The sequence below is a fragment of the Actinacidiphila polyblastidii genome (assembly GCF_036353415.1).
GTDB classification, from domain to species: domain Bacteria; phylum Actinomycetota; class Actinomycetes; order Streptomycetales; family Streptomycetaceae; genus Actinacidiphila; species Actinacidiphila polyblastidii.
The window spans coordinates 315,623-341,182 of record NZ_JAZEWV010000001.1 but is presented as its reverse complement, the minus strand read 5'-3'; the positions used below and the strand labels follow the sequence as shown (position 1 = coordinate 341,182).

The 25,560-nt window shown below is 74.3% G+C and carries 24 protein-coding genes; 11 read left to right on the top strand and 13 right to left on the bottom strand.

Going from position 1 to position 25,560, the window contains the following annotated elements:
• Positions 1-83 precede the first annotated feature (83 nt).
• Complete coding sequence (locus V2S66_RS01370) at positions 84-1,451, top strand: NAD(P)/FAD-dependent oxidoreductase (RefSeq protein WP_330792467.1); 1,368 nt, start codon at positions 84-86, stop codon at positions 1,449-1,451.
• 98 nt (positions 1,452-1,549) lie between these two features.
• Positions 1,550-2,272, top strand: coding sequence for a ribonuclease H family protein (locus V2S66_RS01365; protein WP_330792465.1), 723 nt, complete (start codon positions 1,550-1,552; stop codon positions 2,270-2,272).
• 55 nt (positions 2,273-2,327) lie between these two features.
• On the opposite strand, the gene V2S66_RS01360 is transcribed toward V2S66_RS01365, so the two are convergent.
• Entirely contained in the window at positions 2,328-3,389 is a 1,062-nt protein-coding gene (locus V2S66_RS01360) for a PP2C family protein-serine/threonine phosphatase (RefSeq protein ID WP_330792813.1), read from the bottom strand.
• 307 nt (positions 3,390-3,696) lie between these two features.
• Between V2S66_RS01360 and V2S66_RS01355 the strand changes: the two genes are divergently transcribed.
• Positions 3,697-4,101 (top strand): rodlin, encoded by a 405-nt coding sequence (locus V2S66_RS01355; RefSeq protein WP_330792463.1) that lies wholly within the window; start codon positions 3,697-3,699, stop codon positions 4,099-4,101.
• 81 nt (positions 4,102-4,182) lie between these two features.
• Here the strand turns inward: V2S66_RS01355 and V2S66_RS01350 are convergent, their stop codons facing one another.
• The 6 genes from V2S66_RS01350 to V2S66_RS01325 all read right to left on the bottom strand — a co-directional run bounded on the left by V2S66_RS01350 (position 4,183) and on the right by V2S66_RS01325 (position 10,836).
• Positions 4,183-4,398, bottom strand: coding sequence for a DUF6126 family protein (locus V2S66_RS01350; protein WP_330792461.1), 216 nt, complete (start codon positions 4,396-4,398; stop codon positions 4,183-4,185).
• Complete coding sequence (locus V2S66_RS01345) at positions 4,395-5,105, bottom strand: helix-turn-helix domain-containing protein (RefSeq protein WP_330792459.1); 711 nt, start codon at positions 5,103-5,105, stop codon at positions 4,395-4,397. Before V2S66_RS01345 ends, V2S66_RS01350 begins: the two co-directional genes overlap by 4 nt.
• Positions 5,106-5,234: 129 nt before the next feature.
• Positions 5,235-6,521 carry a cation:proton antiporter gene (locus V2S66_RS01340; protein ID WP_330792457.1) on the bottom strand — a complete coding sequence of 429 codons (1,287 nt, stop codon included), beginning with the start codon at positions 6,519-6,521 and terminating at the stop codon, positions 5,235-5,237.
• Between the two features lie 54 nt (positions 6,522-6,575).
• Complete coding sequence (locus V2S66_RS01335; protein WP_413966254.1) at positions 6,576-8,078, bottom strand: cytochrome P450; 1,503 nt, start codon at positions 8,076-8,078, stop codon at positions 6,576-6,578.
• Positions 8,072-9,157, bottom strand: a complete 1,086-nt coding sequence (locus tag V2S66_RS01330) for an alpha-hydroxy acid oxidase (protein WP_330792455.1) — start codon at positions 9,155-9,157, stop codon at positions 8,072-8,074. Before V2S66_RS01330 ends, V2S66_RS01335 begins: the two co-directional genes overlap by 7 nt.
• Complete coding sequence (locus V2S66_RS01325) at positions 9,154-10,836, bottom strand: NAD(P)-binding domain-containing protein (protein WP_330792454.1); 1,683 nt, start codon at positions 10,834-10,836, stop codon at positions 9,154-9,156. The genes V2S66_RS01330 and V2S66_RS01325 overlap by 4 nt, the downstream gene beginning before the upstream one ends.
• Before the next feature lie 352 nt (positions 10,837-11,188).
• On the opposite strand from V2S66_RS01325, the gene V2S66_RS01320 reads away from it, so the two are divergent.
• Complete coding sequence (locus tag V2S66_RS01320; RefSeq protein WP_413966253.1) at positions 11,189-12,619, top strand: class I adenylate-forming enzyme family protein; 1,431 nt, start codon at positions 11,189-11,191, stop codon at positions 12,617-12,619.
• A 21-nt stretch (positions 12,620-12,640) separates the two neighbouring features.
• Here the strand turns inward: V2S66_RS01320 and V2S66_RS01315 are convergent, their stop codons facing one another.
• The 3 genes from V2S66_RS01315 to V2S66_RS01305 are packed head-to-tail and all read right to left on the bottom strand — an operon-like array spanning position 12,641 to position 14,512.
• Complete coding sequence (locus V2S66_RS01315) at positions 12,641-13,519, bottom strand: DUF4232 domain-containing protein (RefSeq protein ID WP_330792449.1); 879 nt, start codon at positions 13,517-13,519, stop codon at positions 12,641-12,643.
• Entirely contained in the window at positions 13,503-14,006 is a 504-nt protein-coding gene (locus V2S66_RS01310) for an RNA polymerase sigma factor (RefSeq protein WP_330792447.1), read from the bottom strand. Before V2S66_RS01310 ends, V2S66_RS01315 begins: the two co-directional genes overlap by 17 nt.
• Before the next feature lie 41 nt (positions 14,007-14,047).
• Positions 14,048-14,512: a class F sortase gene (locus V2S66_RS01305; protein ID WP_413966269.1), complete on the bottom strand. Its 465-nt coding sequence runs from the start codon at positions 14,510-14,512 to the stop codon at positions 14,048-14,050.
• Between V2S66_RS01305 and V2S66_RS34450 the strand changes: the two genes are divergently transcribed.
• On the top strand, positions 14,436-14,717 hold the full coding sequence (locus V2S66_RS34450) for a hypothetical protein (protein ID WP_413966274.1): 282 nt from the start codon (positions 14,436-14,438) through the stop codon (positions 14,715-14,717). The genes V2S66_RS01305 and V2S66_RS34450 overlap by 77 nt on opposite strands.
• A 98-nt stretch (positions 14,718-14,815) precedes the next feature.
• Here V2S66_RS34450 and V2S66_RS01300 read toward each other — a convergent pair whose 3' ends face one another.
• The gene (locus V2S66_RS01300; RefSeq protein ID WP_330792443.1) at positions 14,816-15,583 is read right to left on the bottom strand and encodes a DUF4232 domain-containing protein; all 768 of its coding nucleotides are present in this window, start codon (positions 15,581-15,583) and stop codon (positions 14,816-14,818) included.
• 421 nt (positions 15,584-16,004) lie between these two features.
• Between V2S66_RS01300 and V2S66_RS01295 the strand changes: the two genes are divergently transcribed.
• Positions 16,005-17,270 (top strand): VWA domain-containing protein, encoded by a 1,266-nt coding sequence (locus V2S66_RS01295; RefSeq protein WP_330792442.1) that lies wholly within the window; start codon positions 16,005-16,007, stop codon positions 17,268-17,270.
• A complete protein-coding gene (locus V2S66_RS01290; RefSeq protein WP_330792440.1) occupies positions 17,270-18,112 on the top strand; it encodes a hypothetical protein in 843 nt (280 codons plus the stop codon). The genes V2S66_RS01295 and V2S66_RS01290 overlap by 1 nt, the downstream gene beginning before the upstream one ends.
• Positions 18,113-18,251: 139 nt before the next feature.
• On the opposite strand, the gene V2S66_RS01285 is transcribed toward V2S66_RS01290, so the two are convergent.
• The gene (locus V2S66_RS01285) at positions 18,252-19,310 is read right to left on the bottom strand and encodes an NAD(+)/NADH kinase (protein WP_330792439.1); all 1,059 of its coding nucleotides are present in this window, start codon (positions 19,308-19,310) and stop codon (positions 18,252-18,254) included.
• A gap of 153 nt (positions 19,311-19,463) precedes the next feature.
• Positions 19,464-19,664, bottom strand: a complete 201-nt coding sequence (locus V2S66_RS01280; protein WP_330792438.1) for a hypothetical protein — start codon at positions 19,662-19,664, stop codon at positions 19,464-19,466.
• A 234-nt stretch (positions 19,665-19,898) separates the two neighbouring features.
• Between V2S66_RS01280 and V2S66_RS01275 the strand changes: the two genes are divergently transcribed.
• From V2S66_RS01275 to V2S66_RS01260, 4 genes are all read left to right on the top strand, one after another.
• Positions 19,899-22,313 carry a ricin-type beta-trefoil lectin domain protein gene (locus V2S66_RS01275; protein WP_330792436.1) on the top strand — a complete coding sequence of 805 codons (2,415 nt, stop codon included), beginning with the start codon at positions 19,899-19,901 and terminating at the stop codon, positions 22,311-22,313.
• A 269-nt stretch (positions 22,314-22,582) separates the two neighbouring features.
• Positions 22,583-23,518 (top strand): tellurite resistance/C4-dicarboxylate transporter family protein, encoded by a 936-nt coding sequence (locus V2S66_RS01270; RefSeq protein ID WP_330792435.1) that lies wholly within the window; start codon positions 22,583-22,585, stop codon positions 23,516-23,518.
• A 152-nt stretch (positions 23,519-23,670) separates the two neighbouring features.
• The gene (locus tag V2S66_RS01265; protein WP_330792433.1) at positions 23,671-24,447 is read left to right on the top strand and encodes a beta-glucanase; all 777 of its coding nucleotides are present in this window, start codon (positions 23,671-23,673) and stop codon (positions 24,445-24,447) included.
• A gap of 218 nt (positions 24,448-24,665) precedes the next feature.
• Positions 24,666-25,481 carry a VOC family protein gene (locus V2S66_RS01260; RefSeq protein ID WP_330792431.1) on the top strand — a complete coding sequence of 272 codons (816 nt, stop codon included), beginning with the start codon at positions 24,666-24,668 and terminating at the stop codon, positions 25,479-25,481.
• The last annotated feature ends 79 nt before the right edge of the window (positions 25,482-25,560 follow it).

The window sequence follows — 25,560 nt, the reverse complement described above, 5'->3', positions numbered from 1 at the left end:
GATAGGACAGGAGGTGCGAGGCCGCGCGACGTGGGCAGGGGATCAGGGGACCGATCACCTGGCCAGGAGAAGGGACGGACACCGTGGCACGACCGAAGATCCTCGTAGTGGGTGCCGGATTCGCCGGGGTGGGCTGCGTGCGCCGCCTCGAACGCCAACTCGCCCCCGACGAGGCCGACCTCTGCCTGGTCACCCCGTTCTCCTACCAGCTCTACCTGCCGCTGCTGCCGCAGGTCGCCTCCGGAGTCCTCACCCCGCAGTCCATCGCCGTCTCGCTGCGCCGCAGCCGCAGGTTCCGCACCCGCATCAACCCGGGCGGCGCCATCGGCGTGGACCCGAAGGCGAAGGTGTGCGTGGTCCGCAGGACCACCGGCGAGATCGTCTACGAGACGTACGACCGCATCGTGCTGGCACCCGGCAGCATCACCCGCACCTTCGACATCCCGGGACTGGTCGACAACGCCCGCGGCATGAAGACGCTGGCCGAGGCGGCCTATGTGCGCGACCACGTGATCGCCCAGCTCGACCTGGCCGACGCCAGCCAGGACGAGGCCGAGCGCCTGTCGCGGCTTCAGTTCGTGGTCGTCGGCGGCGGCTACGCCGGCACCGAGACGGCGGCCTGCCTCCAGCGGCTGACCATGAACGCGGTCAAGCGCTACCCGCGGCTGGACCCCGCGCTCATCAAGTGGCACCTGATCGACATCGCGCCCAAGCTGATGCCCGAACTGGGCGACAAGCTCGGCCGGAGCGCGCAGAAGGTGCTCAGCGACCGCGGCATCGAGATCTCGCTCGGCGTGTCCATCGCCAAGGCCGGTCCTGAGGAGGTCACCTTCACCGACGGCCGGGTGGTGCCCACCCGCACCCTGATCTGGACCGCGGGCGTCGTCGCCAGCCCGCTGATGAACACCCTCGGCGCGGAGACCGTCCGCGGCCGCCTCGCCGTCGCCCCCGACATGTCCGTCCCCGGTCTCGACGGCGTCTTCGCGGTCGGCGACGCCGCCGCGGTCCCCGACCTGGCCAAGGACGAGGACGGCGCGGTCTGCCCGCCCACCGCCCAGCACGCCATGCGGCAGGGCCGCAAGGTCGCCGACAACGTGCTCGCCTCGCTGCGCGGCCGGCCGCTGGAGTCCTACAAGCACAAGGACCTCGGCCTGGTCGTCGACCTGGGCGGCAGGGACGCGGTCTCCAAGCCGCTCGGCATCGAACTGCGCGGCATGCCCGCCCAGGCGGTCGCCCGCGGCTACCACTGGTCCGCGCTGCGCACCAACGTCGCCAAGACCCGGGTGCTGACCAACTGGCTGCTCAACGCCGTCGCCGGCGACGACTTCGTCAGGACCGGGTTCCTCGCCCGCACCCCGGCCACCCTGCGCGACTTCGAGCACTCCGACGCCTACCTCACCCCCGAGGAGGTCCGGGAGCACTCGGCCACCCTCCTGGCGCGCCAGGACTGAGCCGCGGCGCCGTCGGGAAGGGGCCGCGGGGCCGCGGCCGAGGGAGCGCTGCCGGAGGCCGTCGAGGGGTGGCGCCGCACGCGGCGACGCACCCTGGCATGATCGGTGCCGTGGTCGAGCACATCATCGCCGCCTGCGACGGGGCGTCCAAAGGAAATCCGGGACCGGCCGGCTGGGGCTGGGTCATCGCCGACGGCCGGGGCGAACCCGACCGGTGGGAGGCGGGCCCGCTGGGCACCGCCACCAACAACGTCGCCGAACTCACCGCCCTGGAGCGGCTGCTCGGCGCCGTCGACCCGGGGGTCGCGCTGGAGGTCCGGATGGACTCCCAGTACGCGATGAAGGCCGTCACCACCTGGCTGCCGGGCTGGAAGCGCAAGGGCTGGAAGACCGCCGCGGGCAAGCCGGTGGCCAACCAGGAGCTGGTGGTCCGGATCGACGAACTGCTCGCGGGCCGCTCGGTGGAGTTCCGCTACGTGCCCGCCCACCAGGTCGGCGGCGACCGGCTGAACGACTTCGCCGACCGCGCCGCGAGCCAGGCCGCCCTCACCCAGCAGGCCGCGGGCAGCGGGGCCGGTTCCGCCGCGCCACCGGCCGCGCCCGACACCGTCCGCAAGTCGGCGCCGGCCCGCGCCGCCCGCTCGGCCGCCGCGGGGAGCGGCGGCGCGGCGGGCGGTGCGAGCGGGACCAGGGCGCAGTCCGGAGCGCCGCGCACCCTGAAGGCGAAGTACCCGGGCCGCTGCCGCTGCGGGCGCTCCTACGCCGCCGGCGAGCCGATCACCAAGAACACCGACGGGTGGGGCCACCCCGACTGCCGGTGAGCGCGCGGGGGCGGTGAGGGGGCAGGGGCGGTGGGCCGGCGGGGCCCGGACCGCGTCAGTGCGTGCCGTCCGCCGCGGTGGGCACGACCGGCTCGGGCGCGGCCTGCGGCTCGGAGTCCGGGTCCCGGTAGCGCAGCAGCAGCATGGCCGCGTCGTCGTGCAGCGGACCCGCGGTGTGCCGGATCAGGTCCTGGCGCAGCGCCTCCAGCGCGCCCTGCGGGTCGCCGTCGGCCAGCAGCCCCGCGCGCTCGCGCAGCGGATAGAACCTGCCGTCCGCGTCCCTGGCCTCGGTGACGCCGTCGGTGTACAGCAGCAGCTGGTCGCCGGGCCCGAAGTCCACTGCGAAGGGCTCCGCGGACTCGCCGAGCTGCATGCCGAGGCCCAGCGGCAGCGCGTAGTCCGGCGGCTCGGGGAAGTCGACCCGGCCGTCGGAGTGCAGCACCATCGGCGGCGGATGCCCGTAGTTGAGCAGCGTGGTGACGTTCAGCGGGCTGATCTCGGCCAGGACCGCGGTGACGAACTTCTCCCCGCTGAGCGTGCGGTCGGCGGCCCGCTGCACCCGCTCCCCGACGCCCTCCAGGGTCTTCTCGTCGTGCGCCGCCTCCCGGAACGCGCCCAGCACCACGGCGGCGGTCTCCACCGCCTCCAGACCCTTGCCCTGCACGTCGCCGATGATCACCCGCACCCCGGCCGACGACGCGACCACCTCGTACAGGTCGCCGCCGATCCTCGCCTCGGCGACCGCGGAGGTGTACGAGACGGCGGCGTGCAGCTGGCCCGCGCTGCTCGGCACCGGGCGCAGCAGCACGCGCTGGGCGACCTCGGCGATCGACCGGACGCTGGCGAGCTCCGCCTCGCGGCGCTGCCGGGTCACCGCGGCGATCACACCGGCGACCGTCACACCGATCACCGCCCCCACCGCCGCGAAGCCGCGGCGGTGCTCGAAGAGCCCGTCGACCACGCCGAGCGCGCACACCACGGCGATCGCCAGCGCGCCGATCACGGCGGTCCGCACCCAGGTGCCGATCAGCCCGGCGAAGGCGGGGCCGAGCGCCACCAGCGGCAGCAGGCCGACGCTCTCGCCGAACACCCCGTCGACGACCGCGACCACGGCCATCACGGCGTACGGCAGCACCGTCAGGGGCAGCGGCACCGTACGGTCACGCGCGACCGCGGGCGTCGCGCCCGGCAGGCCGGGGAACGGGCGGCTGACGCCCTTGTCTCGCCTCCGCACGGTGACGTCTCCTTCCCCCGGACCAGGCTGGGACCGCGGCAACCGCTTACCCGCTCACACCTTACGCACCGTTACCGGTGTGGGGCCACCGGTACGGGACATGCCGTCGTCCGGGTGAATCCACGTGGCTTCAGGCATGGAATGGATAGCTTGCTCACGCTTTCGCAGTTTCGTCATCGATAGGAGAGATATGCGTACCCGTAGTGCTCTTGCCGCGTGCGGCCTGGCCGCCGTCGTGATCGCCGGCGGCGCCGGCACCGCCTCGGCGATCGGCAACGACGAGGGCTCCACCACGGTCAACGGCAACGGTGCGTCCCAGGCGTTCGGCAACACGGTCACGGGCGGGGAGCTGAGCCCGCAGGTCGGCCTGGTCCAGGGTTCGCTCAACAAGCTGTGCGTCGGCCTGCCGGCCAAGGCGAACGTCGGCTCGCTGATCGGCGCCATCCCGATCACCGTCCAGGACGTCAACGTGCTGGCCTCGCCGCAGAACCAGCAGTGCGCGGAGAACAGCAGCCAGATCAAGGGCGATGAGCCGCTGTCGCACCTCCTCAGCGACATCCCGGTGCTGTCCGGGAACGGCGTCGTCAACCACTGACCCGCCGGCGCGACGGCGCCCGCCCCACCGCACGCGTGGGGGGACGGGCGCCGTCGTCGTGTTCCGCCGCGCCGCGGGCGCTCAGCGCTTGCCGACGAACGCGAACATCAGCCACAGGTAGAAGGCCATCACATGCGCGACCGCCACGTAGACCAGCACCCGCAGCGTCACCCCGCGCTCCTTGCGCCGCTCGCTGCCGTTCGTCGTCGGCACGACCCGCGCCACCGGACGGTCCACGGCGCCTTCGGCGCGCTCCGTCGCCGGCTGCCGCATGCCCTGCGTCCCCTGCATCGTCATCGCCGCTCTCCTTGTTCTCTGGGGTCCCGGAGGTCCAGGCGTTCCCGGGGTTCCCGCGTGCCCTCGGTGGTGCCGACGCACAGTGCGGACGTCTCGCTCTGCATCAGCGTGTGGACGAACAGCAGGTCGACCCCGCCTGCCCCGGCGGCCGCCAGCCGGTGAGGGACCAGCGAGTCGAAGTGCGCCGAGTCGCCCGCGGCCAGCCGGTGCGTCCGGTCCCCGAGGGACAGCTCCAGCTCGCCCGCCGTGACGTACAGCCACTCCTCGCCCGGGTGCACGCGCACCAGGGTCTGCTGGACCCTCGACGGCACGTGCACCCGCAGCGCCTGCATGGCCCGGCCGGTGCCGCCGGCCCGCCAGTACGTCCAGCCGCCCGCGGGCACCGCGGCCATCCGGTCGCCGCGTACGATGGGGTCGGGTTCGGCAGCGGTCTCACCGAGCAGGTCCGAGACGGTGGTGGCGTACAGGCGGGCGAGCCCTAGCAGCACCGGCAGCGACGGCTGGCGCAGCCCCGACTCCAGCCGGGACAGATGCGCGGGCGACAGTTCGAGCCGGCGCGCCGCGGCCTCGAGCGTGAGCCCGCTGCCGTGCCGCCGCTCGCGCAGCCGGGGGGCGAGCGCGAGGCCCTCCGCCAGGGCGGCGCTTTCGGCCGCGGTGTCGGAAGCGGCGGCGGTGGCGGTGGCGTGTGGAGCGTCGGTGGCGTCCATGGAGCCATGGAACAGCGAGCGGTGCCTCAGAGGCAAACTTCTTGCCTCTGAGGCAAAAGCCTCAGGCTCCGCCTGAGGTTCGGTCCGCCCCCCTGGTCCGCGATCTCACCCTCGACCTCGCCCTGAGGCTCAGGCCGTCGCCGCCGGCGTCCGCGGCCGGTCGCCCGCGGACGCCTCCTCGGGTACGGGCGGCACCCCGCCGTCCAGCCGGTCCCACAGTTTCAGCAGCGGCGTCGCCATGGTCGTGGTGACCACGGCCACCACGACCAGCACCGTGAACATCGAGCGGGTCACGATGCCCTCGGCCAGCCCGACGTTGATGGCGATCAGCTGCATCAGCCCCCGCGCGTTCATCAGCGTGCCGATGCGCAGCGCCACCGCCGGGGGCTGGCCGCCCAGCCGGGCCGCCGCCCAGCAGGCGCCGAACTTGCCCGCGATCGCCGCGGCCGTGCACGCGGCGGCGAACATCAGCAGCGCCGGATCGGCGAGCAGCCCGGTGTCGGTGTTGAGCCCTGAGTAGGTGAAGAACAGCGGCAGCAGCAGGATGCGGCTCAGCGGGGCGGTGGCCTCGATGGCCTCGTCGACCCGCGGGGAGCGCGGGAAGGCCGCCCCGAGACTGAAGGCGCCGAAGACCGCGTAGAGGCCGATCCGGTCGGTGTACCAGGCGAACAGGCACACCAGCAGGATCGTCGCCAGCAGCAGCTGCTCGTGGGACAGCCGCTCGGTGGCGCGCAGCAGCGGATCGCGCAGCCGCACCAGGGCGGCCAGCAGCAGCACCAGGCCCGCCATGCCCGCCGCCGCCAGCACGAAGGTGCCCGCGCTGCCGCGGACCAGGCTCACCACACCGGCCAGCAGGATCCACGCGCCCGCGTCGTCCAGCGCGCCCGCCGCCAGCGAGATGGTGCCGAACGAGGTGTGGGTCAGACCGTTCTCGTTGATGATCCTCGCCAGCATCGGGAAGGCCGTGATCGCCAGGGTGACGCCCACGAAGAGCACGGTCACGTGCAGCGGGATGCCGGGCGGCGAGGCGTCCACGGAGCCGTGCAGCGACCAGGTCACGGCCGCGCCGAGGGCCAGCGGCGTGGCGCTGCCGGCGGCCGAGATCAGCGCCGCCGACCGGGCCACGGGTTTGATCCGGTCCAGCCGGAACTCGTAGCCGGTCTGGAACATGTAGAGCGTCAGCCCCAGCTGGCCGACCACGTACAGCACCGGCCGGAGCGCCGCCGGGAAGAGGTGGTGCTCCACCGACGGCAGCAGCAGGCCGAGCACCGACGGGCCGAGCAGCACCCCGGCGATCATCTCGGCCACCACCGGCGGCTGGCCCAGCGGCCGCAGCAGCACGGTGGCGGCCCGGCAGACCAGGAGGATCACGACGACCGCGAGGAGGAACGCGGTGCCCAGTTCGGTCGAAGACATGACGGACGCCCTTCGGCGGGAGCGGTGGGGGGAACGGCCGGGGACCGGCGGCGGTCAGCGACCGGAGTGGGGACAACCGGGTACCTCGTGACCCTCGCCGCCGTCCGGCGTGTCCTGTGCGGCGCGCGCGTCCGGCGCCGCCGGCGCGTCCTGCCGGGCGAACCACCGCTCGGTGAGCCGCTGCCGGCGGGCGTCGCGCACCATCCACAGGCCCAGCCCGAACTGCACCAGGCTGCGCCCGACGTCCTCCCAGCGGTCGCGCAGCCGCAGGAAGGCCAGCGCCGCCCACCGGCGGCCGCGCGGCGCCGGGCGCCCGCGCGCGACCAGCAGGCACGGTGCCCGATGCGGCAGCGAGCGGGTGTGGGACACCGAGGAGTGGAGCGCGAAGCGGCGCAGCACCTCGCGGGTGACCGCGCGCATCACCAGCGGCGCCAGCCGCCACGCCGGGCACGGGCGGTTGGCCGCGATCCCGAAGGGGATGTGGTGCGCGCTGCGTGCCGGGACGCGGTCCCAGCGCCCGGGGTCGAAGACCTGGGGGTCGCTCCAGCCGGACGCGTGGTAGGCCGGGTAGTCGAAGCACAGCACGGTGCCGGTGGGGTAGGCGACGCCGCCGCCGAGGTCGATGTCCGCGGTGGTGATCCGGTGCGCGATGCCGAACAGCGGGTACATCCGCAGCGTCTCGTTCATGACGTTGCCGAGGTCGTGGTCGTCGTCGGGATGCGCGGCCAGCCGCCGCTGCACGTCCTGCTCCGTGGCGAGCACCAGCAGCAGGTGGGCCATCGCCTCCGACATCTGCACCACGGCGGTGCTGAAGAACGTCCCCTGCAGGTAGTGCGCCCGGTCCCGCGCCGTGGCGAGCCCGGCCGGCAGCTCGTGCGGCACCTCGCCCGCGGCCAGCCGGCCCAGCAGGTAGCGGGTCAGCCGCCGTCTGCGGTCCATGTGCCGCAGCCGGGTGTTCTTCAGCGAGTCGACGACGTCCGCGGCGTTGTCCGTGATGAGCCCGCGCACCCCCGGCGGGCACGGGTCGTGGAAGACCAGCTCGTGGAAGAACTCCGCCCACACCTGCATCATCAGGTCGCGCAGCCGCACGAGTGTCATGCCGCCGGACGTCATGCCGCCGGACGTGCCGCCCGACGGCAGTCCGTCGAGCACGGCGGCCGCGCAGCGGGTGGCGGTGGCTGCCAGGTCCGCGCTGCTCCCGGCGAGGATCGCGCTGGTGGTGCGGGCCACCGCGTCGTACAGCGGTCCGGCCTCCAGATGCTCCTGGTGCACCTCGGGGCCGGGGGAGAGCCAGTACCAGAACAGGTCGGACAGGCCGGCGCCGCGGCTGCGCCCGTTCGCGGCGGGATGCGCGTACAGCTCCTCGAAGCGGTCGGGGCCGACCTGCCCGCCCGGCACGACGACACCGCCGGGGCCGTTGACCTGTGCGAAGGCCCGCACCCGCAGCGCCACCACCGCCTTGGGCAGCCAGTACGGCGCGGACAGGGCGAAGCCCGCGCCGAGCGCCGCCAGAGGGTACGCCGACGCCCCGCGCCGCCCCGCGCCCCGCGTCAGCACCCGCCCACCCCCCGGCCGCGGACCGCCACCTGGTCGGGCGTCATCGCGGCGCAGTCGGCTGCCCCGCACAGGGTGAGGACGTGCGCGGTCTCCTCCCGCAGCTCCTCCAGCACCCGCCGGACGCCGTGCTCGCCCTCGGCGGCCAGCCCCCACACCACCGGCCGGCCGACGCCGACCGCCGTGGCGCCGAGCGCCAGGGCGAGGACCACGTCCGCGCCGCAGCGCACCCCGCCGTCGAGCAGGACGGGAATCCGGCCGGCGACCGCCGCCACCACCGCGGGGAGCGCGTCGAGGGCGGCGGGCGCGGCGTCGAGCTGGCGGCCGCCGTGGTTGGAGACGATCACCGCGCGGACCCCCTCGTCCAGGGCGAGGCGCGCGTCCTGCGGGTGCAGCACCCCTTTGAGGACCAGCGGCAGCGGTGTCGCCTCGCGCAGGCGGCGCAGATCGGCCCAGGACAGCCGGGGGGACATCGCGATGTCCCGGGTGGCGTCCGGCGGGCCGCCCGGCAGGCCGCGCATGTTCTCCGCCGCCAGCCACGGCGGCAGGTCGTGGAAGCCGTTGCGGTCGTCCCGGGCCCTGCGGCCGAAGACGGGGGAGTCCGCGGTGACCACCAGGGCGGAGCAGCCGGCCCGCAGCGCCCGTTCGGCCAGCGCGTCGGTCACCGCGGGGTCGGGCTGCAGGTAGAGCTGGAACCACACGGCGGCGTCGTCGCGTACCGCGCGGGCGGCCGCGGTCACCTCGGCGACCGGCGTGGTGGACGCCATCGAGGTGATCAGCACGGTGCCGGCCGCCGCGGCGGCGCGGGCCGTGGCGTGCTCGCCGTCCGGATGGGCGAGCCGGTGGAAGGCGGTGGGGGAGACCACCACGGGCATCGAGGCCCGGTCGTCCAGCAGCCGGACGCCCGTGTCGGGGTCGCCGGCGCCGCGCAGCACCCGGGGCACCAGCGCGAGCCGCCGGAAGGCCCGCTCGTTCTCGGCGAGCGCCGTCTCGGCTCCCGCGCCCCCGTCGAAGAAGTCCCGGTGCACCGGGTCGAGGCGGGCCGCCGCCTTGTGCCGCAGCTCCTCGATCACCCCGCTCACGAGGGGCTCGCGGAGGCGTCCTCCGGGGCCGGACCGGCCGGCTGCCCGGCGGGCGCCGCCGCGAGCCGGGACTCCAGGAAGCGCACCAGCGGGTCGCGGTGCACCTCCTCGCCGTCCCACTCGTTCTCGAGGTTCTCGGTGATGTGGTGCTCGGCGAGCGGCTTGCCGCCCTGGAAGAGCCGCACCACCGGGTGCAGGTAGCGCCCGTCGAGCCCGCCGGTGTCGGACTGGGCGACGCGGCTGACCGAGACGTCGAACGGATTGACCTTGTCGTGGTCGGCCCCGTACTCCAGCGTGACCGTCAGGTAGCGGTCCACCGCGCCGAACTCCCCCTCGTGCACAGCGCGGTGGAGATGGTCGACGGGTACCTCCTCGTGGTAGCGGGCGGTTCCGTCGGCGAGCAGGACGACCGCGTCGGCCATGAAGGCGAAGAGCTGCCAGAGCGCCGAGGAGCGGTTCACCCGGGCGATCACCGCGTCGGCCACCGCCTGCGGTCGCGGCTCCAGCTCCCGCCGGGGCCACGGCCGGCCCTCGTGGCGCTGCTCCAGGATGCGGTGCAGCGCCCGCACCCCGTAGCGGAAGCCGTGGATGAATCCGCTGGTGGACTTCTTGAAGTCCCTGACCTGCGTGATCGTGCCCGCGAAATGGAGGTCGGGGACGTTCACCGACTCCCAGGCGTCGGTCTGCGCGGGGAACCGGTCTTTGATCGTCAGTTCCGGCCGGCAGCTCTCGTCGAAGACGGACGCGTCGAAACGGAAGCCGGTGGCGAGGATGACCCGGTCGTAGGGTATTTCCTTGACCACCTCGGCGACCCGCTGGAATTTCACCGCGACCCGATAACCGCCGCCCGCCTCCCCCTTTTCGTCGCTCTCCGAAGCTCGCCTGATCCACAGGATCTCGCCGTCGAGCAGCGCGTTCTGTGATTTGAGCTGATAGGTGTCGAGGAAGTTGTTGTTGACCGCCCGCAGGTGGCCCACGAAATGGGTCTGCCAGGCGAGCCGCAGCGTTCCCGGGCCGGCCACGTGAATGACGGCGGCGGTCTCCACCAGATTGTCCGCGGTCTCGAAGGCGGAATTGCCGCGACCGATGATCAGCACCCGCCGGCCGGTGAACTCGGCCGGGTCGACCGAGACCTCGCTGTAGGGCTCGGCCAACTCCGCGCCCTCGATCGGCGGGATGTACGGGCGGGAGACGCCGGTGGCCATGATGATCCGGCGGGCCCGCAGCGTCCCGCCCCGCTCGTCCTCGGTGAGGAAGTCGCCGCGGCCGGAATCGCTCCCTGGCCGCCCGCCCGCCTCTCGGCTGATGCGGGTGATACGGGTGTTGTACCGGATACGCAGCCGGTGGGCGGCCGCGAAGTCGGCGAGGTAGCCGACCAAGTCGTCGGCCGCGGGGAAGTAGCGCGGGGTGACGGAGGTGAAGAGCGGTGAGCCCTCCTCCGAGAGCAGCGAGTTCCAGTCGGTCCGCAGGCGCAGTTCCGGGTCGTCCCAGCCGGTGTGCACCTTGTTGATGGAAATGAGCGTGCGATGGCGTGGAAAACGGGTGAAGAACGTTCCCGGCGCCTGCCCCGACTCGACGACAAGATAGTCGCGCCCGGCTCTCTCGAGGAAATAGGCGGCCTGCAGTCCGGCCGGACCGGCACCTACCACCAAGTAATCGACCCGCTGTTCTCCGGACATGCGACCTCCCGGCTTCCCGTGGCGATGCGCACACCGTAGTTGAGAGTTAAAGGAGGTATCCAGACCTCGGGATGTGATCCATATCACACCGGGCGCCGGGTATGGCAATGGCTATTGGTGGATAATTTCGCCCGCGTGGCCGCGGACCGGCGCTCGCGGCCGAGTGCCCGCCGCCGAACGGCGGACGAACGCATTTGCTGAACTTCCTGTGTGGCTGGAAGACGACGCCCGCGCGTCGTCGGGGAACGGAGAGCGCATGCACAATCCGGCCGAATCGGTTTTTCCGCAGCCCCTGGTCGACGCCTTTCGCCGCGATCCCGGGACCGCGGCCTTCGAATTCCGGTCACGGCCGGTGTCACGCGGCGAGGTGCTGGAGACGGTCCGCCGCTGCGTCGCCGGACTGCGCGCCCGCGGTCTCGGGCCGGGCCGCTCCGTCGCGCTCACCACCGCCGTGACGCCCGGCGCCTTCGCCGCCCAGATCGCCGCCCACCTGCTCGGATGCCGGGTCACCGGACTGCGTCCCGGGCTCACCCCGGCCCAGCTGGAGCATGTGCTCGGCCAGGGCGTCGAGGTGATCGTCGCCGACGCGACCACCGCGGGCCCGACGCTCGCCGCCGCGGCGGGACCGGTCCCCGTACTGGACCTCGACGCCGACCTGCTGGCCACCGAGCCGGACGCGTCGGACGACGCGCTGACCGCGCACGGCCGGCCGGACGACATCGCCCTGATCACCCTGACCAGCGGCAGCACCGGACACCCCAGGGGCTGCGCCCAGCCGTACCGCGCCTTCGAGGAGCACTGGTCCTGGCGGCCGGCCCGCTGGAGTCCGACCGTGCGCCGGCTCGCCGACGGCTACCGGAGGTTCCTGGTCTTCGGCACCCTGACCAGCGCGGTCATGCTGGAGCATCTGGGGCTCTGCCTGCTGGCCGGCGGCACCGCGGTGATACCCGAACACCCGCTGGTCTTCCCGCAGGTGTGGGAGCGCCACCGGATCACCGCCTGCCTGTGCACGGTGCCGCGGCTCTACCAGATCCTGGACACCCTGCGCACCGGGACGGTCGACACCAGCAGCATGCGGGCGCTGCTCGTGGCCGGTTCGCCGCTGCCCCCGCACCGCCTCGCCGAGGCCGTGGAACGGCTCGGCGCGGCCGTCCACCAGGGGTACGGCCAGACCGAGACCGGCATGCTGAGCCTGCTCACCCCGCAGGACCTCGCCGACGGCGGCGAGCGGGTGCTCGACTCCGTCGGCCGTCCGCTGCCGGGCGTCGGCGTGCACGTGCGCGACCCGCGGGGCCGGAGCGTCCCCGACGGCACGGCCGGCGAGATCTGGGTGCGGGCCGGCGGCGCCATGTCCGGTTACTGGGGCGACCCGCAGGAGACCGCCGAGGTGGTCGCCGACGGCTGGATCAGGACCCGGGACCTCGGTGTGCTCGGCGAGGACGGATACCTGCGGCTGATCGGCCGTGCCCGCGACGTCGTCTTCGTCAACGCCGTCCTCTACTACGCGGGCGCCATCGAGGCGGCGCTCGCCGCCCATCCGGACGTGGACCAGGCGTACGTCGTCGCGGCGCCCGACGAGCGGACCGGCGAGGCCGCGCACGCCTTCGTGGTGCCCGCCGCCGGCCGCACCGCGCCCACCGCGGACGTGCTGCGCGCCGCCGTCCGCGAACGGCTGGGGGAGGGCGCGGTTCCGGCCACCGTCACCGTGCTCGGCGCGGTCCCGGTCGCGCCGGGCGGCAAGCCGGACAAGAAGGCGCTGCTGTCCCTGGTCGCCGATCGGTGACCAGGGAGCGCGCCCGCCGGGTCACGACGGCGGATTGCCCGTCGCGCCCGCGGTGAACGGCGTGACGGTGAACTGGTCGTCGCAGTCGGTGACCTGGCCGGGGAAGTCCAGCGACGCGGTGTTGCCCGGCGGGTAGATCCGCAGCGTGACGGAAGCGGGCAGGCAGGTCCCCTGCCCGTTGACGGTGTGGATGGTGTCGCTCGCCGACCCGCCCGGCTTCAGCACCACCTGCGTGTGCGCGCGCTCGTCGCGGGTGGCCGGCGCGCCGATCTGCCGGCCGTTCGCGTCGAGCATCGACAGGCCGGGGTAGCCGTTGACATGGCAGGCCGTCGCGCTGTGGTTGGTGAGCACCAGGTACCGGTAGAGGTTGCCCGCGCCCGCGTCGCCGCCGCCGAGCCCCGCGGTCAGCTGCGAGGTCGCGCACATCGGCGTCGTCCCCTGGCCGGTCGGCGTCGGCGTCGCGCCCACCGGGGCGCCGGACGGGCTGGTGGGCGCGCTGCCGGTGCCGGTGCCGGTGCCGGTGGTGGGCCGCTGCGTGCGGGGCGTACCGGAGGAGGGCGGGGCGGGCGACGCCGGAGTCGACGGCGTCAAGGACGGCGCCGGCGAACCGCTGGCCGGACTGCTCGCGGGCGGCCCGACCACCTCGTCGCCGCCGCCGTCGGTCAGCGACCCGACCAGGTACAGAGCGCCGGCCAGCACGGCGACCGCGGCGCCGCCGCCGGCCAGCGCCCTGGCCCGCCGGCGGCGGGCGGCCCGGCGGCGGATCCGGTCGAAGGCCCCGGGCGGCGCCGCGAGGAACTCGGCCGGCGGCCGCAGCAGCGGCTCCAGCGGATCGGCCGCGGCGCCGTCCAGCCGGCCCGACAGGTCGCCGTCCGCGCGGTCCTCAGACGATCCGGTCATGACGGCCTCCGAGCTTGGCGCGCAGCAGTTCGCGGGCCGCGTGCAGATCGGCCTTGACGGTCCCCTCGTTGCGGCCCAGCAGCGCGGCCACCTCACGCACCGGCAGGTCGGCGTAGTAGTAGAGCAGCGCCGGGTTGCGCAGCCGCTGCGGAAGCGACTGGACGAGCATCCGGACCGAGGGGTCGGTCTGGTCGGGCTGCGGCTTCAACGCTTCCTCCGTGGTCACCCGGCGCATGGCCCGGCGTTCGCGCTCCAGTTTGCGCCAGTGGTCGCGGACCAGGTTCGCCGCGGTCACGTAGAGGAAGCCGCTCGGCTCCTCGACCTTGGTCCAGCGCGCCCACAGCCGGGTGAAGGCCTCCGAGGCGATCTCGTGCGCGGTCCCGTCGTCGTCCACGAGCCGGCGCACCCAGCCGGCCAGCCGCGGATACAGGGCCGCGAACAGCTCGGAGGCCGCGCGCTCTTGAGACCGGATGACCGCTCTCCTCACTCGTGTCGTACGGGCCGTGCGGACCGCTGTCTGCTCGGCGCTCACGGTCCCGGGACCAGCGAAGCGTAGACGATCACGTTGTCCGGGTAGCCGCCGCCTCCGCTCACCCGGGTGCCGCCGCAGGTGATGAGACGCAGCGCGGGGTGGTCCACGTTCCCGTACACGCGCCGGGTGGGGAACCGCGACTTGGCGACCGTCTGCACCGAGTCCACCGCGAACTGCGCCACCGAGCCGTCCCGGCGGGAGACCGCCACCCGGTCGCCCGCGTGCAGGCGGTCCAGGTGGAGGAAGACGCCGTCGCCGTACCGGCCCACGGTCACATGGCCGAGGATCACCGAGGGACCGGTCTGTCCCGGCGTCGGCGAGCCGTCGTACCAGCCGGCGGGCGCGTGCGCGGCGATCGGCGGCACCGCGACCTCACCGCCCGCGGTGAGCCCGAGCGACATCACCGGCGTGTCGACGCCGATCGCCGGGATGCGCAGCCGGGCCGGCAGCGAGCGGCCCATCGGCCGGCCGGGCGCGGCCGTGGTCGTGGCCGTGGTCGTGGCCGGCGCGCCGCCCGGCACTGACGACACGACCGGCACCGAGCCGCCGTCCGACGGCACCTGGGCGGGTGCGGTGCTCGCGCAGCCGGACAGGGCCGCGAGCAGCGCGGCGGCGGCGACCGCCGCCCCGGCGCCGCCCCGCGCCCGCCGCGGCGGGCCGCCGTGAGGCGCGCTCGTGCCCGCGCGCCCGGAGCCGTTTGACGGCGGGACCGCCTCCCCGCCGCGAGATCGCGGCAACGCATACCCCAACGCCGGCCTCAACGCTCAGCCCTGGACCCGGGTCCGGGACCTGCGGCGCAGCCCGAGGGCGACCGCCGCGCCGCCCAGCGCGAGCACGCCGGCCGCCGTCGCGCCGGCCACCGGCCCGTTGCTGCTGCCGCTGCCGGAGTCCGCGACGAGGCCGGTGTCGGGGGCGCCGCTGGGCACCGCGGTGACCTGCTGTCCGGAGCCCGTGGGCGCGGCCGTCGGTGCGGCGCTCGGCGTGGGGGCGCTGCCGACCGGACCCTCCGGGTTGCCGCCCGAGCCCGCCGCGAGCGGGGTGATCTCCAGCAGGTCGTGGCAGTTGGCGATGGCGCCGGCGATCACCAGCGAGGCGGTGTTGCCGGGCGGGTAGACCCGCACCTTCGCCGAGGTGGGCAGGCAGGTGCCCATGTGGTTGGCGGTGTGGATGGTGTCGCTGGCCGACGCTCCGGGCTTGAGCACCACCGGTGCGTACGCCTCCCGGGTGCGGGTCGCGGCGGGTCCGATCTGCGCACCGCTGCCGCTCAGCAGCGAGACCCCGGGGAAGCCCGTGAGGTGACACGTGGCCGCGCTGTGGTTGGTGAGCACCAGGTACCGGTAGAGGTTGCCCGCGCCCGCGTCGCCGCCGCCGAGCCTGGCGGTCAGCTGCGAGGTGGCGCACATCGGAGTGGTCGCGGCCGTCGGTGCGTCCCGCACGGCCGGGAGCGCCGTGGCCGGCACGGCGGTGAGCACGGCGACGGCGGCGGCCGCCGCACCGGCGGCGGCACCTGTGACGAGTGAACTCCTGCGCATGTCCTGCTCCTTCGTCTCTCCTGTGGCCGCCGGACCCGCGAGCGGGCGCCGGACCGGCCATGGCGGACATCGCGAGCAGAGACGAAGCGCGGGCCCGGCCGGTTGTAAAGAAACGTCAAAGTCCGGTCCGCGCGGCGGCCTCCCGCCCGTCGCCGCGCACCGCCGGCGGCCGTACGCCGCACGGTCACCGCGGCCCCGGCCCGGCACGCGGTCGTCCTCGGCGGCGCCGCCGCCGAGCCGCGACGTGGTCACCGGCAACGCGACGTGGTCGCCGTCCCCCGCGCCCTGACGCGGGGACCGCGCGGCCCGCGCCGGCTCCGCATGCAGGCTCCTGACGCCCCGCCACTCGGTGAACACCCGTCACACACTGCGCTGACCAGCCGACTTCAGGATCGACCCGACCCTTCACTACGATCCTGCGATGATCATCCACAAGTTGCTGACCGCGGCGCCGGTGTGCGGCCTGCTGGCCGTGCTGGCCTGCGCGGCCCTGCCCGCGACCGCGTCAGCCGACGACGGGCCCTCCCCGGCGCCCGCCCCCAAGGTCGAGCTGGTGCTCGACGTCAGCGGCTCGATGCGGGCCCGCGACATCGACGGCGAGTCCCGGATGTCCGCTGCGAAGCAGGCGTTCGACGACGTCCTGGACTCGGTGCCGCAGGGCGTGCAGCTCGGCATACGCACCCTCGGTGCGGACTACCCGGGCAACGACCGCAAGACCGGCTGCAAGGACACCCGGCAGCTCTACCCGATCGGCCCGCTCGACCGCACCGAGGCCAAGACCGCCGTGGCCACCCTCCAGCCCACCGGCTGGACCCCGATCGGCCCCGCGCTGCTCGCCGCGGCCGACGACATCAAGGGCGGCGACGGCACCCGCAGGCTGGTCCTCATCACCGACGGCGAGGACACCTGCCCGCCGCTCAACCCCTGCGACGTCGCCCGCGACATCGCCGCCAAGGGCATCCACCTCGTCATCGACACCCTCGGCCTGATCCCCGACTCCACCACCCGCAACCAGCTCAGCTGCATCGCCGAGGCCACCGGCGGCACCTACACCACCGTCCAGCACCGCCAGCAGCTCACCACCAAGGTCAAACAGCTCGTCGACCGCAGCACCGACACGACCGCCACACCGGTCGCCACCCAGGGCGCCGCCAGCTGCACGCAGGCGCCCCTGCTGACCGCCGGGCTGTACACCGACCGCGAGACCTTCTCCGAGAACCGCTACTACCGGGTCGCCGTCAAGCCCGGCCAGGAACTGCGGGCCTCCGCCACCATCGCCGACGACCGCGCGGTCAACCCCGGTTACGGCATCCTGCTGCGCGGCGTCACCCTGCACGGCCGCGAGATCGTCCGCGACGACGAGGGCGGCAGCGGGCGCACCGACGCGGTGTCGGCCGGCATCCGCTACCCCAAGCCCGACGCCGACGACGACACTCCCGCCGAGACCGTCTGCCTGCAGATCTCCAACTCCTTCTCGGCCCCGCCGTCCGTCAAGACCACACCGGGCCTGCCCGTCGAGCTGGCCATCGACCTCGTGCACGCCCCCGACCAGCCCTCCGACGTCGCCTTCCTCGGCCTGGGCCGGGGATGGTGGCTGCTCGGGCTGCTCACCGTCACCGGCGCGGTCGCGGGACTGCTCACCGGCTGGGCCGCCCGCTGGCGTCTGAACTCCGGGAGGAACGTCTGATGCGCACGCCCCGACTCCTCGCCGCCGCGCTGCTGGCCGGCGCCGCGCTGACCGTGCTGGGCGGGCCGGCCTCCGCCGACGACCCGACCGGCAGCCCCGCCGACTCCACCGGTGCGACGGCCACCGCCACGCCGTCCGCCGGGGGGTCCGACGCCGCGCCCACCGAGGCGGGCACCAACTTCCGCACCGCCGCGGTCATCGACCAGGGCGTCCAGGCCACCGCGAGCGCCTCGGCCGGCGACTACCTGTACTGGGTGTTCCCCGCGGACACCGGGCAGAACGTCACCGTCAGCGCCGCCGTGACCTTCCCGGCGGGGGAGGTGCGGCACGGCGCGTCCACCTGGCAGGTCGACGTCTACGACGGGCTGCGCCGCCGCCAGGCATGCCGCTACGGCGCGCAGACCCGCACGGCCGCGCCTGACGCCGCGTCGGTCGCGCTCGTCTGCCACCTGCGCGCCGTCAGGTCGTGGGCCGAGCCGTGGTCCAACGACCCGCTGCGCGGCGCGTACTACGTTCGGCTCACCGTCCTCGACCTGCCGCAGACCGACCTCGGCCTGCCCGTCCAGACGTCCGTCCGGGCCACCTCGGACGGCACCGCGGGACGCCAGGCGGTGGACGGCTCCGCCGCCCCGCTCGTCACCGGTTCCGGCCCCTCCGTCGCCCCCTCGGGCGGCTGGGCCGGCACCTGGTGGTCGCCGCGCTGGCTGTGGACGGGCGGCGGCGGCCTGCTGGCCGTCCTCGCCGCCCTCGCGGCGCACCGGCTGGCCCGCGGGCCGGTCCGGCTGCGCGGTGCGACCCGCCCGCGTGAGCGGCTGCGCGAGCAGTCGGGCTACGCGGACTGAGCCGCCCGCGCCCAGGAAACCGCGGCGCCCGCCCGTACGGTCCGGGCGGGCGCCGCGGCGTCGTGCACGCGGGGATGCGGCCGCTCGGCCCCCGGCGGCTGCCCCGCGCCCGGGTCGCACCCCGACGCGCCGCGGCCGCTCAGTCCTGGGGGGGCGGCAGGTACAGGTGCGCGAGGTCGGCGGGGACCGGCGCGGAGGGGCGGAACAGCGGAGCGGACTCGCCGTCCGCGGCGGTCGCCGGTGCGTCGGTCAGCCGCAGCCTGTCGCGCAGCCGCCCGTAGAAGTCCGCGGGCCTGAGGCGGACCAGCCGCAGCGGACGCGGCGCGGCGAACACGCCGATCCAGTCGCCGGGGTCGAGCACTCCGCGCAGCTGCCCGTCCACGCTCACCGCGGCCTGCCCCGAGTGCGGGAGCACCCGCAGCGCCACCGCCTCGTCCGCGCCGGCCACCACCGTCCGGTCGAAGGTCATGTGCGGGGCCACCGGGGTGAACACCACCGCCCGCATCCGCGGCGAGAGGACGGGACCGCCGGCCGCGAAGCTGTACGCGGTCGAGCCGGTCGGGGTGGCGACCACCACGCCGTCCGCCGAGTAGGAGGCCAGCAGCCGGCCGGAGATGTACGCGCCGACCGCCACCTGCCGGTCGCGGGCCAGCTTCTCCAGCACGATGTCGTTGAGCGCGGTGACGTCCAGGGCGACCCCCCAGCCGTCGCCCTCCAGTGTCTCCGGCCGCAACCGCGGCGGCGGCAGGGCGGGCCCGCGTCCGTACCGCAGCAGCGCCTCGACGCCGTCCGGGAGTTCCAGCATCCGCGACGCCCGCATGGTGAGCGTCATCCGCTCCTCGCACTCCGACTCGCCGGCGAGCACCGCGTCCAGCGCGCGCTCCACGTCCTGCACCGCGATCTCGGTGAGGAAGCCGACCCGTCCCAGATCGACGCCGAGCACCTGGATGTCCTTCTTGGCCGCGATCCGCGCGCCGCGCAGGAAGGTGCCGTCGCCGCCGAGCGTCACGATCAGGTCGGGGCCGCCGGCCGCCTTGAACTCCTCCAGGCTGCTGCGCCGCCCCCGGTCCTGCCCCCAGACGTCGATCTCGGCGCAGCCGATGCCGTTTCGGGCGCACCACTCCTCCACGGTCCGGCCGCCCGCCACCGCCTCGGCCCGTCCTCCGTGCACGACCAGCCCCAGCCGGCGCAGCGTCATGTCCCGGTCTCCCTGTCGTCGGCTGCCTGCGGCCGCAAGCGGCGTACAGCAGTCAAACGCCGACGAGTGTCCAGGTCAAACACCCCGGCGGGGCTCGCGGCGGGGTGAGACCGCAGCGGGGCGTGCCGGAGGTCCCCGGGGTGGGGGACGGACTCAGCTGCCGGAGCGCAGGGAGCGTGCGCGGTGCTCGTCAGCGGGTTCGCCGCCGAGCGTGCGGCCGAGCGGGCGCGCCGGACGCAGCGGCCGCCGGGGCCTGAGGCGGCGCAGCCGCCGCCCGACGAGCACGCCCAGCGGCAGCGCGAGCAGCGTCCAGGCGGCCAGAACGATCAATCCGACGACTAAGAGATGTGCCATGGCGGATCCGGTTCTTCGGGCCGGCACGGCTCGGGAGCGCCGTGCGCCGCGCGCACGCGCAAACCATGCCTCTACCTACCGTGTTACCCATATCGGCCTGAACTCACCACTGACAAAAGACGTTTGCTTGTGCGCTCTCTTGACGCGCCACCGGGATCGCAGTGCACTGACGGCCGGTTCGACGCGTTCGGTTCTGAGCTTTTCTGGTGAACTCGCCCCGAGGGAAGGAACGTGATGGTGCTCCTCGTACCGCCCCGGCTGCTGCGCCGCACGGCTGTGCTCGCCGTCCTGGCACTCCTGCTGTCGCTCGGCCTCGCCGCGAGCGGCGCCACCGCCGCCCGCGCCGCGGGCCCCACCACGATCTCCGTCAACGGCGCGAGCGGCGGCCGCACCTTCGACGGGATCGGAGCGATCAGCGGCGGCGGCGGCAACACCCGCCTGCTGACCGACTACCCGGCCACCCAGCGCCAGCAGATCCTCGACTACCTCTTCAAGCCCGGCTACGGCGCCGACCTCCAGATCCTCAAGGCCGAGATCGGCGGCGACACCAACTCCACCGACGGCTCCGAGTCGAGCCACATGCACACCGCGGGCGCCGTCGACTGCACCACCGGCTACGAGTGGTGGCTCATGCAGCAGGCCAAGGCCCTCAACCCGTCGATCAAGCTCTACGGACTGGCCTGGGGCGCCCCCGGCTGGATCGGCGGCGGAAACTTCTGGTCCACCGACACCGTCGACTACCTGCTGAAGTGGCTCGGCTGCGCGTCCTCCCACGGCCTGACGATCGACTACCTCGGCGGCTGGAACGAACGCGGCTACAACGTCTCCTGGTACGAGCAGCTGCGCTCCGCCCTGAACAGCAACGGGTACGGCGCGGTGCAGATCGTCGCCGCCGACAGCGACTGGTCGGTCGCGGGCGACGTCGCGTCCAACCCGGCCTTCGCCGCCGCCGTGTCGGCGATCGGCGTGCACTACCCCTGCCAGGGCGGCGACGGCGGCAACGCCGACACCTGCCCGGGCAACGCCACCGCGACCGGCACCGGCAAGCCGCTGTGGGCCAGCGAGAACGGCTCGCAGGACCTCGACTCCGGCGCCCCCGCGCTCATCCGCTCCATCACCCGCGGCTACGTGGACGCACACTTCACCGCGTACATCAACTGGCCGGTGGTGGCCGCCGTCTACCCCGACCTGCCCTACAGCACGGTCGGCCTGGTGCTCGCCTCCCAGCCCTACTCCGGCGCCTACAGCGTCGGCCGCAGCCTGTGGGCCACCGCGCAGGTCACCCAGTTCACCGCGCCGGGCTGGAAGTTCCTCGACTCCGGCTCGGGCTACCTCGGCGGCAGCGAGAGCAACGGCAGCTACGTGACGCTGAAGTCCACGAACAACAGCGACTACTCGACGGTCATCGAGACCACCACCGCCACCGCCGCGCAGACCGTCAACCTCAACGTCAGCGGCGGGCTGTCCACCGGCGCCGTCCACGTGTGGAGCACCGACCTGACCTCCGCCGACCCGAGCACCCGCATGGTGCAGCAGTCGACCGTCACCCCCTCCGGCGGCTCGTACGCGCTGACCGTGCAGCCCGGCCGCGTCTACACCCTGACCACCACCACCGGCCAGGGCAGCAGCACCGTGACCGGCCCGGCGCAGACCCCGCTGCCGCTGCCCTACTCCGACACCTTCGACAGCGACGCCACCGGCCAGCAGCCGCGGTATCTCGCGCAGCAGCAGGGCGCGTTCGAGGTCACCGGCTGCGCCGCCGGCCGCAGCGGCCGCTGCGTCACCCAGCAGGCGCCGGTCAAGCCGATCGAGTGGGACGGCGACTCCAGCCCGTACACCATCGGCGGCAGCCTGAACTGGACGAACTACACCGTGGCCGCCGACGCCCTCATCCAGCAGCCCGGCGCGGTCCAGCTCATCGCGAGGGCCGGCACCCAGCACGCTTTCGGCCCGGCCGGCATCGACGACTACTACCTTCAGGCCGACAACACCGGCGCCTGGTCCCTCGTCCGCAACAACACCGCGCACACCCTGACCACGCTCGCCTCCGGCCACGTCGCCGCCCTGGGCACCGGCGCGTGGCACCACCTCGCGCTGACCGTCAACGGCAGCACGCTCACCGCCGCGATCGACGGCGCGACCGTCGGGAGCGCCACCGACGGCACCTACGGCACCGGCATGGCCGGCCTCGGCACCAGCGGCTACCAGACCGACCAGTTCGACAACCTCACCGTCACCGCCGCGGGCACCCAGAGCGCCGGCACCGGTCCGATCGTCTCGCTGGCCGACACCGCCAAGTGCGTCGACGACAACACCGGCTCCTCCGCCAACGGCACCAAGGTCCAGATGTGGGACTGCAACGGCACCGGCGCCCAGCAGTGGACCGCGCAGAGCGACGGCACCGTCCGCACCGCGGGCAAGTGCATGGACATCACCGGCGCCGCCACCGCCGACGGCACCCTCGTGGAGCTGTGGGACTGCAACGGCGGCGGCAACCAGCAGTGGCAGCAGCGCGGCGGCGCCCTCATCAACCCCGCCTCCGGCAAGTGCCTCGACGACCCGGGCTCCAACACCGCGAACGGCACCCAGTTGGAGATCTGGACCTGCAACGGCGGCGCCAACCAGCAGTGGATCGCCCCCACGCGCTGACCCCCGAGCGCCACCGCACCCGGTGCGGCGGGGAGTGCCGCCCGATCCCCGCCGCGCCAGGCGGCCGCAGCCCGCAGCGTCTCGGCGCCGTACCGCCCGTAACGCCCGTACTGCCGGACGCACCCGTCGCGCCTCCCTCGGCGGAGGAGGAAACTCGCGTTTCATGGCGTCATGGAGCAATACCGGAGAAAACCGGCCGCGGACGCCGCGGATGCCGCGGAGGTCACGGGAGCGCGGAGCCGCCAGCGTGCCGTAGCGGCCCGGCCGCGATGAGCCGCGCACCTCGCGGGCTGCTCGCGGCGCTGCGCGAACTGCCGCCGGCGGCGGGCTCGGTGGTCATGGCGACGGCCATCCTGTCCGTCGGTCTGGAGACCGTCGGCCGGCGCGTCCTCTCGGTGATCGCCCTGGTGCTCGCCATCGTCCTGTGGGTGGTGCTCGCGGGCGACTTCGTCCACCGGCTGCTCGGGCAGCGCGCCCGCTTCAGGACCGAGGCGTCGACTCCTGCCGCGCTGAACGCGGTGGCCGCCTCCGCCGTGCTGGGCACCCGGCTGGCCACGGTGGCCCGCGGCGTCCCCGCCGAGGCGCTGCTCGCGACGGCCGCGGCGGTATGGCCGTTCCTGCTCGTGAGCGTGATCGACCGGTGGACCCGCGGGATGCCGGGCGGGGTGTTCCTGGTGTGCGTCGCCACCGAGGGACTGGCCGTGCTCTCCGCCGTCCTCGGCGCCGCGCACCACCTGCGCTGGCTCTCCACCGCCGCACTGGCGCTGTTCGTGCTGGGCCTGCTGCTCTACTGCGTCGCGCTGCCGCGCTTCGACCCGCGGCAGATCCGCACCGGCGCGGGCGACCACTGGATCTTCGGCGGAGCGCTGGCCATCTGCGCCCTGGCCGGGTCCAAGCTCACCTCCGCGCCCTTCTGGACCGGCGCCCCGCACAGCGTCCTGCGCACCGCGACCCTGGTGCTGTTCGGCGTCGTGCTGGCCCTCTACGCCGTGCTGGCCGCGGCCGAAGTGCGCTGGCCGCGGCCGCACTACGACTTCCGGCGCTGGGCCACGGTGTTCCCGCTCGGCATGGGCGCCGTCGCGAGCATGTCCATCGCCACCGCGACCGGCGTCAGGGGCCTGCACACGCTCGGCGCGGTCCTGCTGTGGGCAGGGGTGGCCGCGTGGCTGCTCACCGCCTCCGGACTGATCACGCACCGAACATGAGAGCGCCGCCGCAGCGGGGGTGAGGGCGCTGTGGGAGGGGCCGGGGGCGTGCGAAGCCCGCCGAGCGCCCTTCGAACACGTCCGCACGCCTCTCGCCACGCGCCGTGACCTGTTGTTCACTATGAGTAATCAAAAGACTTCGGGGAGCACCCATGGACATCCCGCAGACCCCCGCCGAGCCGGCCACCGGCTCCGTACCTCCGCCGCGCCCGCAGGGGCCCCCGCCGCCCGCATCCCCCGTGGTCTTCGCCGCGCCCTTCACCGATCGCACCGCCTGGGCGCCCGGCCGCACCTCGGCCTACCCCGAGGACGGCCGCAACCGCGCGGACAACAAGCTCGACCGGATCGGCCCCGCCTACGCCCCCACTCCCGACGGGACCTTCCGCGCCCGCCGGGCCGGCCGCGGCGACTGGCACACCGACCTCGTCTCCACCGAGTACGCCCCCGGCGGCTTCGAGCTGCTGGCCGGCGACGAACTCTCCGCCACCTGCCTCGTCCACGCCGAGCCGGGCGCCTGGCCCGCGCTGTGGACATGGGGCCGCGACCACGACAACGGGCGCTCCCAGCCGGGACACGGAGAGGTCGACGCCTTCGAGTACCACCCCGACCACCCGACGATGCTCGAACTGACCAACCACGTCCGCCCCGCGGCCCGCTACGCCGACGGACTGGTCGCCCCCGGCCGCCCGTTCCTCCTCACCGTCCGCTTCGGCGCCGACAGCGTGGAGTGGTCCGTGGACGGCTCCCTCGTCTTCAGCGACGGCGCGGGCGTCGGACCGCACTGGCGTGCCTGGCTGGTCGTCGGCATCAGCGTCTCCGCCGGCGCGTACGGCCACCCGGCGCCGCCGCCCGCCGTCGACGAGCTCCAGTGGCGGTGCAGCGGCCTCACCGTCCGCCGCCCCTCCGCACCCGCGCCGCGCCGGGCGTGAGCGTCGCATGACGTGGGCGCCACCGCGCGAGCACGGACGTGAGCCCGGTCACGCCGGGCGCGCCCCATGCATGATCGCGCCCGGTGCGGGAAGGCGGCAGAACGCAGTGCCCTGCCCCTTCTTCCCCCGCTCCCTCTCTTCACCCACCAGCCCACCAGCCCTCCGCAGCCCCGCACCCCGCCCCGCCCCACCCCGAAACGAGACGGTGTTCCTCAGTGATGTCCGAGCAGCAGCCGGTGACCGACGTCGATCGCGCCCCCACCCCGGACGCGCCCCGCGGCGCGCCGTGCTGGGTCAACCTGACCGCACGCGATCTCGAATCGGCTGAGAAGTTCTACGGCACGGTGCTCGGATGGGAGTTCCGCGCCACCACCCTCGGTGAGCGCTTCGCCGTCGCCCTGAAGAACGGCCGCCCGGTCGCCGGCATCGGCGCCGTCGCCACCGACATGCAGTTCGCCGTGGTCTGGACGCCCTACTTCGCGGTGCCCCAGGTCGACGAGGCCGCCGCCAGGGTCCGCGAGCGCAGCGCCACCGTCGCGCTCGGCCCGGTCTCCTTCGCGTCCGGCCGCGCCCTGGTCGCCGCCGACCGCGACGGCGCGGTCTTCGGCATCTGGGACGGCAGGCTCCCCGGCGGCTGGGAGACCTGGCACGACAACAGCCCCGTCGTGGTCCGCCTGCGCACCCGCGACGCCTTCGAGGCGGCCATCTTCTACGGCGGCGTCCTCCAGTGGGCCGACGGGGCGCCCGACAGCTGCACCGTCTCCTACGAACACGACGAGGTCGTGGTGCGCAGCGCCGACAGAGTCGTCGCCCGCCTCGGCTCGGGCGCCGTCGACGCGGCCCCCGACCCCGTCGTACGCCCGCACTGGGAAGTCCAGTTCGCCGTGGACGACGTCGAGTCCAGCACCACCGTCGCCCGCTCCCTGGGTGCCACCCTGATCGACGGCGGCACCGCTCCCGCCGGCGCGTGGGCGCGCCTGCGGGACGCCGACGGCGGCCTCTTCACGGTGATCACCGACCCGGCGAGGCAGTAGCCGGACGGCGGGTTCAGCGGTGGGACGGGCGTCGTCCACGACCACGCCCGTCCGGCCGCGCGCACCTCGGCCTCTCGGC